This window comes from Ruegeria sp. AD11(2025), assembly GCF_056542405.1.
Window position 1 is genome coordinate 1 of record NZ_JBQFZU010000012.1, and the last position, 14474, is coordinate 14474.

At 53.2% G+C, this 14474-nt stretch carries 14 protein-coding genes and 2 tRNA genes; 11 read left to right on the plus strand and 5 right to left on the minus strand.

The features are described 5' to 3' along the window. Positions 1-90 precede the first annotated feature (90 nt). A complete protein-coding gene (locus ACR1XY_RS12815) occupies positions 91-1167 on the minus strand; it encodes a DUF3800 domain-containing protein (RefSeq protein ID WP_480593802.1) in 1077 nt (358 codons plus the stop codon). 467 nt (positions 1168-1634) lie between these two features. Here ACR1XY_RS12815 and ACR1XY_RS12820 point away from each other — a divergent pair, with 467 nt between their 5' ends. The 6 genes from ACR1XY_RS12820 to ACR1XY_RS12845 all read left to right on the plus strand — a co-directional run bounded on the left by ACR1XY_RS12820 (position 1635) and on the right by ACR1XY_RS12845 (position 7542). After that, positions 1635-1889, plus strand: coding sequence for a helix-turn-helix transcriptional regulator (locus ACR1XY_RS12820; RefSeq protein ID WP_480593803.1), 255 nt, complete (start codon positions 1635-1637; stop codon positions 1887-1889). 515 nt (positions 1890-2404) lie between these two features. Beyond that, positions 2405-4894 carry a bifunctional DNA primase/polymerase gene (locus tag ACR1XY_RS12825; protein WP_480593804.1) on the plus strand — a complete coding sequence of 830 codons (2490 nt, stop codon included), beginning with the start codon at positions 2405-2407 and terminating at the stop codon, positions 4892-4894. 393 nt (positions 4895-5287) lie between these two features. Next, the gene (locus ACR1XY_RS12830; protein ID WP_480593805.1) at positions 5288-5848 is read left to right on the plus strand and encodes a hypothetical protein; all 561 of its coding nucleotides are present in this window, start codon (positions 5288-5290) and stop codon (positions 5846-5848) included. Continuing rightward, positions 5838-6407: a hypothetical protein gene (locus ACR1XY_RS12835; RefSeq protein ID WP_480593806.1), complete on the plus strand. Its 570-nt coding sequence runs from the start codon at positions 5838-5840 to the stop codon at positions 6405-6407. Before ACR1XY_RS12830 ends, ACR1XY_RS12835 begins: the two co-directional genes overlap by 11 nt. Before the next feature lie 88 nt (positions 6408-6495). Then, entirely contained in the window at positions 6496-6999 is a 504-nt protein-coding gene (locus ACR1XY_RS12840; RefSeq protein ID WP_480593807.1) for a hypothetical protein, read from the plus strand. A 108-nt stretch (positions 7000-7107) separates the two neighbouring features. Beyond that, on the plus strand, positions 7108-7542 hold the full coding sequence (locus ACR1XY_RS12845) for a hypothetical protein (protein ID WP_480593808.1): 435 nt from the start codon (positions 7108-7110) through the stop codon (positions 7540-7542). A 124-nt stretch (positions 7543-7666) separates the two neighbouring features. Here the strand turns inward: ACR1XY_RS12845 and ACR1XY_RS12850 are convergent, their stop codons facing one another. After that, positions 7667-8140 (minus strand): hypothetical protein, encoded by a 474-nt coding sequence (locus tag ACR1XY_RS12850; protein WP_480593809.1) that lies wholly within the window; start codon positions 8138-8140, stop codon positions 7667-7669. 92 nt (positions 8141-8232) lie between these two features. On the opposite strand from ACR1XY_RS12850, the gene ACR1XY_RS12855 reads away from it, so the two are divergent. Further along, on the plus strand, positions 8233-8457 hold the full coding sequence (locus ACR1XY_RS12855; protein ID WP_480593810.1) for a helix-turn-helix domain-containing protein: 225 nt from the start codon (positions 8233-8235) through the stop codon (positions 8455-8457). Between the two features lie 300 nt (positions 8458-8757). Further along, positions 8758-9525 carry a hypothetical protein gene (locus ACR1XY_RS12860; protein WP_480593811.1) on the plus strand — a complete coding sequence of 256 codons (768 nt, stop codon included), beginning with the start codon at positions 8758-8760 and terminating at the stop codon, positions 9523-9525. Here the strand turns inward: ACR1XY_RS12860 and ACR1XY_RS12865 are convergent. Beyond that, positions 9522-10616, minus strand: coding sequence for a DNA cytosine methyltransferase (locus ACR1XY_RS12865; protein WP_480593812.1), 1095 nt, complete (start codon positions 10614-10616; stop codon positions 9522-9524). The two genes, ACR1XY_RS12860 and ACR1XY_RS12865, sit on opposite strands and share 4 nt — an antisense overlap. Positions 10617-10738: 122 nt before the next feature. On the opposite strand from ACR1XY_RS12865, the gene ACR1XY_RS12870 reads away from it, so the two are divergent. Both ACR1XY_RS12870 and ACR1XY_RS12875 read left to right on the plus strand, forming a co-directional pair. Beyond that, the gene (locus ACR1XY_RS12870) at positions 10739-11323 is read left to right on the plus strand and encodes a hypothetical protein (protein ID WP_480593813.1); all 585 of its coding nucleotides are present in this window, start codon (positions 10739-10741) and stop codon (positions 11321-11323) included. Then, entirely contained in the window at positions 11320-12327 is a 1008-nt protein-coding gene (locus ACR1XY_RS12875; RefSeq protein WP_480593814.1) for a GmrSD restriction endonuclease domain-containing protein, read from the plus strand. The genes ACR1XY_RS12870 and ACR1XY_RS12875 overlap by 4 nt, the downstream gene beginning before the upstream one ends. A gap of 3 nt (positions 12328-12330) precedes the next feature. Here the strand turns inward: ACR1XY_RS12875 and ACR1XY_RS12880 are convergent. Beyond that, a tRNA-Leu gene (locus tag ACR1XY_RS12880) sits at positions 12331-12416 on the minus strand. 798 nt (positions 12417-13214) lie between these two features. Beyond that, positions 13215-13290 (minus strand) — tRNA-Thr (locus ACR1XY_RS12885). Between the two features lie 182 nt (positions 13291-13472). Between ACR1XY_RS12885 and ACR1XY_RS12890 the strand changes: the two genes are divergently transcribed. Further along, the gene (locus tag ACR1XY_RS12890) at positions 13473-14348 is read left to right on the plus strand and encodes a hypothetical protein (protein WP_480593815.1); all 876 of its coding nucleotides are present in this window, start codon (positions 13473-13475) and stop codon (positions 14346-14348) included. Positions 14349-14474 lie beyond the last annotated feature (126 nt).

Below are 14474 nucleotides of genomic sequence, written 5' to 3' on the forward strand. Positions count from 1 at the left end.
GTAAGCCAGAAAAGATCAGACATGTTCACCGCTCGTTTTCGAACCGTGAATCACGCCGCTATACGGAAATCAATGGGTCCTGAGCCTAAGCTATGTTAGACGCGCGCGCAGCATTTCTGCCATCTGATCAACAACGTCGGGGCCTTCAAGTTTTTTGGGAGGGATTCGTACTGGAAAATCTGTGCCCGGGACGAGGGTATTTGAGGAAATATTGCACAAGCCCTCGCCGATTAGTTCATTCATAAAAGCCCTGTCTTCGTCTCCTAAAATGGGATTAAAGTGCTTGGAGACCAAACCTGCTAGGATGTCACAGAATTGTATTGAGCGGCTTTCTTTCGAGTCCATTGCATCGGTTGAAATGACGCGCAATGGGTACTCAACTAAGCTACCGTCACCAGCCCTTAGTGCAACTTCGGGATTTTTAGTATCCGTAATAACTTCCCACATATCTCGATCGCGCAAGAACGAAGACGATGCATCGTGTACTACGGCAAAATCCTCTGGATGATTTTGTCGCCAGTGCCCTATCACAGCAATCATAGTGCTTGTCTGCAAGTTGTTGGACGCTCTAAAATTTTCCAAATCGTTGTAACGCTCGAATAGCTCCGCGCCCAACGCCATTTGTTCAATGAAAAGCTTCACCGGTTCTTCAACGCTTGAAGCCACCAAACGGAGGCGGTACTGGAGTGTTGCAAGGGTTTCACGAGTTGGGTTGCGGCTGAACTCCTGGTAGAAAGTCAGAAGTGAATCCAGCAATTCTGGAGGAGCAAACTGTGTCAAGCCATAGTGAACATAGTTTGAATATTTCCAGCAGAATCCTTCGTCATAAAAGTCGTAGCCGGCGTCAGTAATCGCCGGTTCTACGAGGAAGTCCATGATCTTGGTTAGAACCGCGAAGCGCTTATTTGTTGCGTAACAAAAAGCTAGGTCTGATACTTCGTGGAGTTGGTTGCAAAACCGCCTAAGGCCATCCTTGTTTCGTGAGCGCCAGAGGTTTGTGAAATGATATTCGTCTCCTCGGTAGCGTGGAAACGAGCTACTAAGAACTTCACCTGCGCGTTCCTCCGAGATGTCTGCGCTCGCTATAGAGAATACGGGTTGATGCGGATCCAAAAGATTGTAGCCAGTGAAGCCAGATTCATCAAAAAATACTGTTCGTGTGGTCATTTATCGTAAGTCACCAGAGTTGGAAGCTAGCTTTAGTAGAAGTCAATTTGTCAGTAGTTTGCATTTTTCTTGGACGGTTCAAGCAGCTTTACGTCAAGTTTTGGGCGAAGTTCCACAAGGGACCTGAGCTCAAGAACCTGAGACTGCAATTGTGAGTAGGTTGAATCCTACGAGTTCTGATCCGGTGAAGACAAACGCATTTAAGAAATTATCTTTACTACCTCCATGCCAACTCAATCTCGTCCACAAGTAACTTTCAAATTAACTTTTCGCGTTATCAACATCGATAGCGAATGCACCTTTGCACACTGACTTTCATGGTTATCTTGTTCAAGCCCGCATTGCTAAGGATTCTACTTCTACTTGAAATGAGGATTCCTTAGACCGCAATGGGTCGAAGTGATGGTCAGCGCCATCCGACAACTGCTCCATAATGACCTCAAAACAAATTCAAACGGAGTGGATATTTGGAACAGGTTATCAAGCAGCTTGATCGCATCGAAGAACTGCTCTCAGCGCCACCGCGCGAGTACCTCAACATTGAGGCAGCATCCGACTTCATCGGGGTAAGCCGCCAGACACTGGACAAATGGCGCATGGAAGCCACTGGGCCCGCAGTCCATCGGGTCGGACGTCGCGTGTTGTACTCCATCAAAGATCTGCGCGCTTTCATGGAGGAACACCGGAAGGAACCACTCGCCAAGAAACGAGAGGTTAACTGAAATTTTGGGAGATTGGGGTGAGCGCCGAAAGCGTTAGTCCCTTACCTTGCCATTCATGTCTTTGATTCATAACAGATAAACCATGTTCCGACCGCGCAAGCTAGTTTTCCAAGTGTTTATATACCCGGCGGCATCCGGTGGCGTACTGCTTCGCTGTCGAAAGCTACGATCTTTTTCGATGAACGAATCGGCCCGTCGCACCTTGGGGGCGCAACGGACCAGATGAACAGGAAAAACACGTACCCGTTTCGGAGGCGAACACATGCTTGATAGCTATTCTGACGCGATACACGTCGTCGCGGAACCCACATTTAGAGACCACGTTCCCCGACAATCGACCTTTGATGGATCGGCAGTTATCAGACACTTTGTGGTATCAAATCGTGGTGGCCATTCCAAGTGTCGACAGCCACGCGTCTCAAACACCCAGAGGGTCGGACAATGGTTGCATGTAAGACTTTCTGAGGCCTTGGCCAAAACCTGCTCGCCAACTCCAATCTTCAAGGGGTGCCGCCGTGGCTGAGATCAAACCTGATGTAAGCCAGACTATCCCGCTTCACGAAGCGGGCTATGACTTGATCCCCGTGAATCGGTGGAATCGGAAAGCGAAAGACAAGGCCGGCAATATCCGCAATCTTGGTAAAGTGCCGGTGCAAAAGGACTGGACAAATCGCCCGTGCGACAACGCTGGAACTCTTTCCCGAATGGACAGAGGAGAGGGAAACACAGGAGTGAGGCTCAGAGCCGAGGACCTTGTGATCGACTACGATCCACGTCATGACAGCGGCCAATGGGGCGACTCTGACTACGTTGAGTTCATGTTGCAAAATGGTCTTGATCCCACTGATTGGCCCACAGTGCAGACTGGCTCAGGCGGTCTACATCTCTACCTAAGAAAGCCCACCAATCTGCCGATTGTAGACCGTCTAAAGGACTTTCCTGGCATCGAGTTCAAATCACTGGGTCGCCAGGTAGTCGCACCCGGATCAATCCACCCCGAAGGCAAGATGTACCGATGGATCGAACTCCCGGAAGACATGTGGCTCGATGGTGTCCCAATGGCGCCTCAGTCATTGCTGGATGCTGCCCAGAGGTCGTTAACTAAAGAGGTACCTGGTACGAATTCTGGCTTGCATACGGCTGATGAAGTTGCCGAAATGTTAGAGGCCTTAGACTCCGAGGCCTTTCGGGATCAATCGGACTGGCTCGAAATCATGATGGCTTGCCATCACGCCACTGGAGGAAGTGGTCGCGACGTGTTCGTTGCTTGGTCGACCTCGGATCCAATCTACGCGGGCCACGAGGCTGAGATCGGTGCTCGCTGGGACAGCCTTGATACTGAAAAGGCAGGTGGCATTACCTACCGTACCTTGTACAAGGCGCTGTGCGACATCGGCCGCGCCGATGTCATACCCTGCACCGACCCAAGTGACGACTTCGATGAGGTTGAAAACGTTCTGGACCTGCAGGAAAACTCCAGTGGAGGTTCCTCTCGAATAGCGATCAGAGTCGGGCGTGGCCGACTTGTCGACAATGTGGACGCAGGCATCCAAGCCCTACGACGGGAATTATCTGACGTAGTCCTGCAAAGGGGAGGACATATTGTCCGACCACTTAGGCTTGATGAGGCTGTGGATGGACCAGTGAGGCATACGCGCGGCGCACTAATCTTGACCGAAGTTACAGAACACTGGCTTACATACCAACTTGCGAGAAGTGCTGACTGGTTCCAACAAGAAAAGGGTGGCAAAACCCGCCGTGCCGATCCACCAACCAAGGTGGCAAGGACAATAGCGGCGCTTTCGGGCGACTGGCCGTTCGACGTGGTAAAAACGGTAGCATCCTGTCCCATTGTAAATGCTTCGACCGGCGTGATTTCAGATCGTCCGGGGATGAATGCCGAATCTGGGGTACTCTGCTCCTTTGAAGACGGAGACTTTGAGCCAATCCGCAACGATCTAGACCGTGATGCCGCAATGGAGTTGATGTCACGGGTCATGGACGAACTGTTCGGTATGTTCCCATTCAATGGAGAGGCCTCGCGGGCGGTAGCCGCTTCGGCACTTCTCTGTGCCATATCGCGCCCAACCATGGCGACGTGTCCTGCGCACGCCTTCGACGCGGCCGCGGCCGGGACCGGTAAGTCCAAAATGGTCGACACTGTCGCTGTCATTGCCACAGGTGTAACCGCTTCTGCGCAGACCTGGGCACATAATGAAGACGAGAACGAGAAGCGTATCGGGGCATTCCTGCTGTCGGCTGCACCGATCTTCATGGTGGACAACATGGACGCAAAACGCGGCGATGTACTGTGCGGTACGACGTTCTGCTCTATGCTAACCCAGGAGAGCGTCTCAGTGAGGGTGCTAGGTCAGAGTACTAAGCGTGAATTGCCCACCCGGACCCTCGTCATGCCGACCGGCAACAATCTGGAGGTCAAGGGGGACGCCTGTCGCAGAGTGGTAAAGTGCCGATTGGATGCAAAGATGGAGCACCCAGAGACCAGGAATTTCGAATTCGATCCAGTTAAGAGGGCGGCAGAACGCAGAGGGCGCATTGTGTCCGACCTCTGTTCTGTACTTGCATCGTACATTAAGGCCCGAAGGCCGACAGACCCTGATCCGCTGGGTTCTTTCGAAGACTGGACGGCAGTGAGGGGTGCATTGCTCTGGTGCGGTTTTGAGGATCCGGCAATGACGATTGCCGAGGTTAAAGCGGGTGACCGGGAACGCGATGACGAACTTGAGGCACTTGAGCTAATCCATCAGATAACCAAAGGTGAATGGACCACGGTGCGGGAACTTATTGAGGAGGTTCGTCGCCTTTCAGCTTCTGAGGACTTGGACACCGCATCATTCGAAGCACTCATCGGCTACAACCTCGACAGTCCGAAGAAGGCGAGTACCGCACTCAGGTCCATGGCCGATGTCGTAAGAGGGCCATTTCAATTTCAAGTCAACTCGACCGGCAGGATCAAGAAAATTAGGGTGGTCAAATCGGATTAGGAATGTCGCCGTATGACTAGTCACGACATTTGTTGTCAACTCTGGCAAATTTGACGCTACACACGATGTGCGCTGCTCAGCATGGCGTCAATTCTGTGAGGCAATGCCATCGTGGTCACGACTTGTTATGCGCCTTTTTTCTTTTTCCTAGTGTCTGCAATCCTTGGCCGAGGAGAGAACTTCTCATCCCATGTGCAACGTTGGCATCGTCGGCTAGAAACACTTGGCATACCTGTTCGAGACGGATGAGACGAACCGGCAAAATTTATTTCGCCGAGGACCTACGGACACCGGATCCCTCGTCCCGTCTGGGGCACCAAAAAGCCCAACCGAAACAAGGCCCTGCATGTGGCCGAATTCCAGGCCCTGCCGTGGGCCCGAAACAGGTGAGCCATGGGAAACGCAGCGATACAGATCAGGCCCGCCGCAAGGGCCGATGCGCCGAGCCGATATCGGACGCGCTCCGAGATACCTTCGGACGTTGACGAGCGGTTCCTGTCGGCGCTGTCCGAGTTCGGCCAGGTCACCTATGCTGCGAACGTCTCCGGCATGGCGCGGCGGTCGCTGTACGAACGGCGGCGACGTGACGCCGACTTCGCGGCCAGATGGGACGAGGCGATCGATACCTTCGAGGAGACGCTGACGCAGAGGGTGATCGCCACGGCGCTCCACATGGGCACCGGTCGCTGGGTCCCCGCCATAGACCCCGAAACGGGAGAAGCGGAACTTGACGAGGACTTCGAGTCCGTGATGCGGTTCGACTGTTCGAACGTGGACCCGAGGATCGCGGTCCGCCTCATCGGCCTTAGGATTAGCGGCGTGAACGAGACGGCGACAGTCGCCATCCAGAACAACATCATGGCCCCGTCCGCGCCCGAGCTGATCTCGGGACCACCGATAGACGTGGACGCGATACTCGCCGAATACGAGGATCTGGGCACCGATGTCGAATAGAGTCGCAGATCAGGGACACGCGGTATGGGTCGAGGTGCTGTTCGATGATGGTACTGTACTGCTCCCGGACAAGGACCTGACCTGCAGGGCCGCAGCGGACGCTCAGAGCCTGTTCGACGAGATCGATGGATCCGAACCCAAGCTGCCCTACCGAGACGCGGCGGCCCGACTGGCTCAGGCCCGCCGCGTTGCCGCCGACGGCTCGCTTACTGTAGCGGATCGCCGCCGCCTCCTCGCACACGTGGCGGACACGCCGGTTCTATCGACCCCTGAGGTCCATGCGATCATCTCAGTCGAGTTCGTCGAGCCGCCGGACTGGCAGGTCGTCGAGGCAATGGCTGACGACGCCTGGCTGGACAGCGCGCCCTCTCCGCTACTGACTGCCACGACCACTCGGACCGACGAGGGCGCTGCCGTTGGATGTTGTGCCGCTCGGTTCGCAGATGAGACCCAGCGTGAACAGGCCGTTCGATGTATAGCCAGCGATCATCGCCTCTCGTCCAGCCAGCGGCGCACGATCTGTGAGCGTATTGCCAGGACACCCGTGGTCGCTTCCTGAAGCAATTGGCTGCTCGGGTCGAACTGCTGGTCTACATCCCGCGACAACAGCCAGCACAGTGAGTGCATGCTAAGAGGAGGCTAACAAGATGTTCGAACAGGCCAGAGGCTTAATTCTGCGTGATAGGAACGCGGCGCGAGAAGCGCTGCTTAAGGAGATGGCCGAGGACGAGCGCCGATCGCTCGAGGCGGAGCTCGACGCCATAGAGCGTGAGGAGGCCGACCGGGTCGAGCGCGAAAAAGCGCGGGCGCGAGAGGTAGAGGCACTCACGGACGCCCGGAAAAAACTCACGGATGCCAGAAATTGCCAGCACAAGTGGGCCGATTCATTCGACCAGGCGCTGTCAGATGCCTGCAAAGCATTTGAGGCGCTCGAGGAACTTTCGGTGGAGGTCGTGAGACTCGAAAAGCTCACGGGCGACGGCAGCGGCAAGAGACCAGTGATCGTCGGTCACGCGAGAACCGGAGCGCTGGTCGCGGCCTTCTGGGATCGCGCGCGCCCGCTCGCGAAACGGATCGGCCTTCGTCCGGTGGCGGGTACGAACAAAAGCATAAAACCCCTCGCATCGATTTACCCCGCAGATAGGCGTTGAGTGCCGGTTCGAAAAGCGCGGAGGCAATTTCGCGTTTGGGCGCCGATAGCCACTTTTCAGCTATTCACTCCAAAATACCCCGAAACCATACGAAATCGAGGAGAGAACGTGACTAAGGACATCCAACTACAAACCAGAGGACAGGTCATGGAGTGCCTGAACAAAGCGGCGCGGACGGTAGCCGTCGATTCCAATCGGAAGCTGGATCGCCTTGCAGCGGCCCGCGCTGATAACACCGGAGAGCCCTATCTGAAAGCTTACGAGGCCGTCTGCGAGGCGCATCCTGAGCTTACGGAACATGCGCTCGGAGGCACCGCTGGCTTCCAGCCCGAACAGCTGCCCCTGAGCCACGAGGATATTGAGTTCGATCTGGCCGTCAGGAATAGCGATGAGACGAGAGCCCTAAAAGCTGGGCTCAACGCTAAGACCGCGGACCGGGAGACGATGCGACGGGCGCAGGAGGAGCAGGTCCGCAGCGCGAGGAGTGGTCGCCTGTTGAGCCTTCCGGACGCCATCGAGATCGTTCGAGGCAAACACACCTAGAGACGTATTTGCGGGGTGCAGGGCACGTCCCTGCTGCGGCCTCCTCCCGCATCATGACCGACCCGCGACGACGTGGCCCCGGCGTTTAACCGTGCGCCGGGGCAATTACCTCCAGTGGATGGTGTCAGCCGTCGTCCTGCAACACGGATACTACCGCCTCCGTCAGTGATGCGATGGTCAAGTGCCGGAATGGTACGTACTTGTCTCTCGAACCTTCGGCGATGCTCGGAGCCAGGGCGAACTTGTTGGGCCTGTCGGTCGCAATGGACGGTATCTCGGCCATGCGCATGAGCCAGGACATGGCTATCTCCAACGTTTCCTTCTTCACCACGACGCATATCAAGACGCCCGACTTGCCACTGCCAAAAGTGGTCTTCTGTACATCGAATTGGACGGTCCTGACCGGTTTCTCTGAGTCGAGGAGCCATGCCTTAACCTGGATGGGGAGCGCGCGGCCGCTCTCCTTGTCCAGGACAACGAGATCGATGCCGTGGTCGTCCGATAGCGGCTCGAACGGTGATAGGCGCCCTGAGGATTGTGACATCAGCGCCGTCGCCACGTGGAGTTCCGCGATCTTGCCCCTCTGGGTCGAGGTCAACCCGCCGTTCCGTCCCACACCCTATCCTGTTTTGGGATAATTTCTTTTCGGGATTACCGCGACCTGTACGGGCAGTCAAATGGAACGTGCGGGTGGCCAAGAGCATCTACGACGACGAGTACAGGTCGCTCATCAAGCGACTGCGCGATCATCGCAAATTAGTCGGCATGACCCAGCAGGCGCTCGCTGACGCCTTAGGGAAGCCGCAGTCCTTCGTTGCTAAGGTTGAGGGTTGCGAGCGACGTCTTGACGTCATCGAGTTCAAGCACTGGTGTGAAGCACTTGGAGTAGATGCTGTCGAAATTCTAACCAGTTAGAACATTGGGCAATTTGCAAGCTAAGTGACTTGAAACCTTGAATCTGCCGAGAAGTGCCACACAGAAAACAGGTTCACTGTCGGAATTTGCAGACAAGAACAGAAACAACAATTCTGTCGTTTTACGTCCACGGAACGATGAGGAGCCTAAGCGGGAATTTTTTCAATTTGTTAAATTTGACAAACATAATGACGTGGTAGCAGCCATTCTCATATGACTTCAGAGCAACCAATATCTTTATCTTGACCTTACGAGATATTGCCTTGATATTCCTCCAAAATCAATAACTTGGTGAGAATAGTGAGCGATCAATCTGACAGCCAAAGAAACCTTGAAACCCTAATTGTGGCGCTGAAAAAGTTGACGCCGATCCAGATTGAAGTTTTGAGGAGCATCGTCGAAAAGTTTGCAGAAGGACAGGAACACGAACACCTGCTTACAGACTTTCTGGACCCCAGCGCGTTCGAATACTTTTCCACGCGTCTTGCAGCTCACCATGCATCGAGTGCTGTCCCGCTAAAGAAGGAGAATTTCGAACACATCCTGGAACAATCATTTCTCCGAACCGGGCATTATGCCAAAAGAACAGAGGACATGACACACCGGGGTGCTGATCTAGAAGTGGACGGTCACTTTCACTCTCTAAAAACCGAAGCAGCCAAGGGGCTTAACACAAAGTCCATCACTATTTCAAAACTGATGGAAGCTCGCTGGATCCGGGACCTTGAGAGTCGTGCAGACGCCCCAGATCAAGTGCGCCAACGCGTGCTCTCGCATTTGAAAGAGTACGAGCGAATCTTCATCCTTCGAAGTTACGGCGATGAGCAGAAAGTGCGATATGATCTACGAGAGATCCCTAAAGACGTTTTGGCTATGGTTGAGCATCTCACCGTAGACGACTTTAAAGAACTTTCAGCAGCGGGCGGAACTGGCGCCAATGTAATGTTGAACGGCCGCAAAGCTTTCCGGATTGTCTTGGATGGTAGTGTTGAGAAAGTGACCATCTCGGGTCTTGATGTTGAATTGTGCCCACTTCATGCATGGTGGGAACTCAACAGACCTGGTTAGATCGCCATTCTCAGTTGATTGGGCATAGCACCCCGACCGTTGGCATCTTCATAAATTGATTTCGCGATCTTTGAAGCAATCATCGGAGGCACTGCGTCGCCAATCTGCCGGTATTTGAAGGATAGTGAACCTTCGAAGTAATAGTTGGACGGAAAGCCTTGAAGGAGAGACATTTCTCGGACCGACAATAGTCGGTCCTGTTCAGGGTGGCTGTAGCGGCCATTTCCGGGATGGCTGCACTCGCGTGTGATAGTTGGAGCGGGCCTGTCCCACGCAAGTCGACCGTACACGTCGGGGAATGAGCCTGGTTTTTCAACATTCATACTCGGGATACGCAAATGTGCTTGATCTTCCGTCAAATCAATCCAGCTTCCCCCATCCTTCGGAATTGCCTGCATCCGTTCGAGCGAGCGACCACTGATACGTGGGCAAACGTGCATTGGGTCTTCTGAGTGGGTTTCGCCAGCGGCAAGCGCAGGAAGATGCCCAATCGTGTCCCGCACAGAACGCAAGCTAGTCTCAGGTATTTGTAGATGAAAGTTGCCATCCAGCTTTGCCACGATGAGTGACCTAATACGGCTTTGGGGCAAGCCAAATTTCTTAAGGTCGTGTATCTCGGCGAAGACGTCATATCCCAGATCCGAAAGATCTCTGTGTAATGCATAGAAGTGATGCTTGTGACGGCCTCGCAATAGTTCTTTGACATTCTCTATCACAATGTATCGCGGGCGCCAGGCCGCGGCAAAGACAGCCGCTCTTTCTACCAACTTATTCCGTCTATCGTCGTGGATATGATTGCGGCTTTGTTTCTGACTAAATCCAGTGCAAGGAGCACAAGAAATGAGTACGTCTACGTCGCTCGGGCCAAATCCGAAGTGAGTCGCGACGTCATCAGGCCCGGTATCGGCTAGATCGGCCGACATCGGTCGAAGACCCAAGTTTCGTTCGTATGTGTCGTTGCAAAATGTAGCTCCGATCCCGTGGCTAGGCTTCGCAACCTCAAGATCAACGGCACCGATTGTTCTAAAGCCTTGGCTAACAAAACCGGAGGACATTCCGCCGCCGCAGGAAAAAAGATCGACTATATTCACAAGCCCTCCGAGAATTCCATATCTTGCGCTGCATATGTTACTGTGACACAAGATAACACGGGTTAGCTGGCACTGGAACGCCTGATTTTAGTACAATATCAATTGATGGATGCCGTATTTTAATGTCTTATGATGCGCGGATTGCTGCCTTCAGAGCAGACATCGGATCGCTAAACAATGCATCTATGCTCGACCGTTGGTACTACTCAGGTGACTGTGCTGGCTTAGAACATCAAGCCGAAGCTCAGCTTCGACGAGAAGTCTCAGATCAGTTTTCCGTTTCAATACGAGACATTCTGATAGTGGGTTCAGCGCGACTGGGTTTCACCATAGTTCAAAAACCGCAGCGACCTACGTTTTCCCACTTCGGAAACTCGGACATTGATGTGGCAATCATTTCCAAGACTCTCTTCAACAAATATTGGCAGCTCGCTTTGAGTCATTGGGAAGACCACAGCGATTGGAGAAAGGCCGAGCAGTTTCGCCTCTATTTATTCCGCGGTTGGCTTCGACCTGACATGCTGCCAACAGGGTCAGGTTTTGCGGCTTCGGACGAATGGTTCGACTTTTTTCGCAGGCTACAGGCATCTGGACTGTACGGGGGATATAAGATCAACGCAGGTATCTACTATGATGAAACGTTTCTCGAGAGGTACATCCATTCGTCTTTAGACAAATGCCGGCGTTTTATTGAGGATAAGATATGAGAACAGCACCAGAAAGCAGAAAAATCTCAGCGGTATTAAAGGCGCTCCGTGAAGGTAGCCTTCAACCTTCGCCGGATTTTCAAAGACGAGCAGTTTGGACCAACAAGGACAAAATTGCATTTATCGAAACAATACTCCTCGGCTACCCATTTCCCGAGATCTACGTTGCATCCGGTGACGTCGATACCCAGACCGGAGACGCGACGGAGCTCTTGGTAGACGGCCAGCAAAGGCTTAGGACGATAGATGAGTACTTCAGAGGGGTTAAACCGTTTGCTCGGACGCAGTCAATTACCAGATATAAACAGCTTGAAGACGATCAGAAAAAAGATTTCCTGAACTACGACGTTTCAGTGCGTAACCTTGGAATTATTGGCCTGGATGAAGTGCGGGAGGTCTTCCAGCGTATGAATGCGACTTCGTATGACCTTAATGATATGGAACGCTTCAATGCTGCTTACATAGGAGAATTTAAGCAGTTTTGTGAACGAATTGCGGTCGATGACTTTTTGGCTGAGCATAGAATTTTTAGTGCCGCCGACATAAGACGAATGAAAGACGTATCGTTCATTGCATCACTCGCAACGACTATGCTCTCAGACTATTTCCATCGCGACGACGAAGTCGAAGATTACCTTGAGCGATATGATGAACAATTTGATGAGGCTCCAGCTTTAGAATCCCGATTTTTAGCAACGTTTTCCTGCATCGCTGAGATGGGGTTTGAGCAAGACAGCCGCGCATGGCGTAAAGCGGACTTTTATACGCTATTTATTGAAGTCGACCGTATTTTACACCGAGAGAGTCAATCGCTGGACGCTGTGGCAGCAGGTACCCGACTCGCAGCATTTTTCCAATCAGTTAATGACCTACGGGGCAGTGATGAAGCACACACTGGCGCTGCCGGAGAATACTTGGGCGCGACTCTGCAATCTACGAATGATAGAGCTGTGCGAGCAACAAGAGGGAGAATTCTTAGGGAGATCATTTTAGCTGAAAGCTAGCGTTGGTACCCGCGGCCGGACTCGAACCGGCACGGCCTTCCGGCCCAGAGATTTTAAGTCTCTTGTGTCTACCATTCCACCACGCGGGCAAGCATGTCGGGCCTATTTCGGGCCTGAAAATCTCCATACGACCACAAGGCCATGAATACAATGCGCTTTACGGGCGGAAGCGAAGGATTTTAAGTCTCTTGTGTCTACCATTCCACCACGCGGGCAAGCGTGTCGGGCCTATTTCGGGCCTGAAAAACTCCATACGGCCACAAGGCTATGAATACAATGCACTTTACGGGCGGAAACGAAGGATTTTTAGCCCCTTGCGTTTACCAGTTTCACCACATCCGCGCGACACCGAGATTTCACGGATGGTGACGCCTGGAACTCATACCGCCAACTATACTGATTGAAAAGCCGCTTAGCTGGCCTTTACGAGGAGAAACTGTCTAACGCTCTTCTTGCGACTGGAAAATATGAGCACGCGCTTCTTCGGATCCGTCTTTGGGAGGAAGAGCAGAGGTGAGAAGTTTTTCGACGGTTGCGACGGGATACGCCTGCCTTGGGGACGTGAAAGTTGACCGCCTTCATCAGAGCCGCAGAGGCAGCCGCAGGGCCTTCGTCACGACCGTAAGAGGGGAACAGTGGTATCCGCTTTGCGCCCTTTCTATATGGGCCCTGATGGAATCCCTGAGGCTGTCTGAGGTGCTTTTCTGGCTTGAAGCCTAGCCTTCACCAGCCACTCACGTACCTGTTCAGTCCTCTCATCACCCCCATAAACACTTGCCCCTTCACCATATTCTCACCTCTGTGAGTTAGAGGTGCCCTCATTTGTGTCCTAATTTCCGGGCTGATAACCCAATGAAATAAGGAAAAAAGGCTCTGAGGTGTTGAAGTGGTGCCCCCACACGGACTCGAACCGCGGACCTACTGATTACAAATCAGTTGCTCTACCAGCTGAGCTATAGGGGCACTTGGTGTCGATTACTTTCTCTTGTTGTGGACTGCAAGCCCATATTTTTATCTGAACTTAGGGATTGGCAGTTTTCCTGACTGCGCAAAGATCCTTCTGCGCAAACTGGCTTTGGTTTGACTGTTCTGGTCCCAGACGGTAACCCGGCAAGCGGGGCAAAAAGCAAGGACAAGAACCTAAAATGCAGATTGCTATCCACGCAGGCGTAGCTCTTACCGACGAGGGTCGGGTGTTAACCTCGTTGACAAAAAACGCATCCGCTTTGGCAACACAAGGCGTGGCTTTTTTTGGTCCGCGACGATACAAACGCGTGTTCAAACCAGCATTTGACGGGTTCGAAGTCGCCCCTACCGAGTTCTCGATCCAGAAGAAAATCAATGGCATTTTGCCCAGTGGTGGGGGCACCCGACGTGCAATCTACACCAGCGCCAGTTTTGCAGGTGAACCTGAGTCAGCGCTGCGGGATGGGCATTTGTACCCTTTCGCAGGCCGCAGAATGGCATTGCTGGAACAGGGCTTCCACGACCACGAGGTTGAGCTCTTCATGGGACTTAGAAATCCGGGCAGCTTCGTCCCAAAACTGCTGATGTCACTGCCAGAGGAAGCACGCACCGACGCAATTCGGGATACTGATCTGAGCTGCCTAAGCTGGATTGGCATGATTGAAGACATCCGGGATCTTGCACCCAGTGTTCAGATTACTTTGTGGAGCAACGAAGACACCCCCTTTATCTGGGGTGACATCATTCGCGCTTTGGCTGACCTTGATGAAGACACGCCCTTGCAGGATGAGCACGAATTGTTGCTTTCTTTGCTGGATGAAGCCGGTCAGAACGAAGTCCTCACGCTGACCGATCAGGATGCGGGGCAAAGCAAGGCGAGCCTGCACGAACACATGGCTCGTATATTCGACAATCACGCGCAACCGGAAGAAATCGAAGAAGAACTGGACCTGCCCGGGTGGAGCACCGAAATCGTAGACGCATTTTCGGAACTTTATGAACAGGATCTAGAACGGCTTGGCGCAATTCCCGGAGTTCGGGTTCTGCAACCCTGATCGCGCTTTTGGGGGCACCGGCGTTCTGAAGCCGTCACTGTGCGGACATCCGACTTGAGGCCTTACCTGTATCACGCACGACCGACAGAAATCTCGAAGCAATCCGCGCCTACTTCAAGGCCGCCG

What these genes read in the sequence shown, in the direction of transcription:
- ACR1XY_RS12835 (WP_480593806.1), top strand. Translation starts at nt 5,838, where the DNA reads ATGTCGAATAGAGTCGCAGATCAGGGACACGCGGTATGGGTCGAGGTG.
- ACR1XY_RS12870 (WP_480593813.1), top strand. Translation starts at nt 10,739, where the DNA reads ATGTCTTATGATGCGCGGATTGCTGCCTTCAGAGCAGACATCGGATCG.
- ACR1XY_RS12830 (WP_480593805.1), top strand. Translation starts at nt 5,288, where the DNA reads ATGGGAAACGCAGCGATACAGATCAGGCCCGCCGCAAGGGCCGATGCG.
- ACR1XY_RS12890 (WP_480593815.1), top strand. Translation starts at nt 13,473, where the DNA reads ATGCAGATTGCTATCCACGCAGGCGTAGCTCTTACCGACGAGGGTCGG.
- ACR1XY_RS12815 (WP_480593802.1), bottom strand. Translation starts at nt 1,167, where the DNA reads ATGACCACACGAACAGTATTTTTTGATGAATCTGGCTTCACTGGCTAC.
- ACR1XY_RS12875 (WP_480593814.1), top strand. Translation starts at nt 11,320, where the DNA reads ATGAGAACAGCACCAGAAAGCAGAAAAATCTCAGCGGTATTAAAGGCG.
- ACR1XY_RS12840 (WP_480593807.1), top strand. Translation starts at nt 6,496, where the DNA reads ATGTTCGAACAGGCCAGAGGCTTAATTCTGCGTGATAGGAACGCGGCG.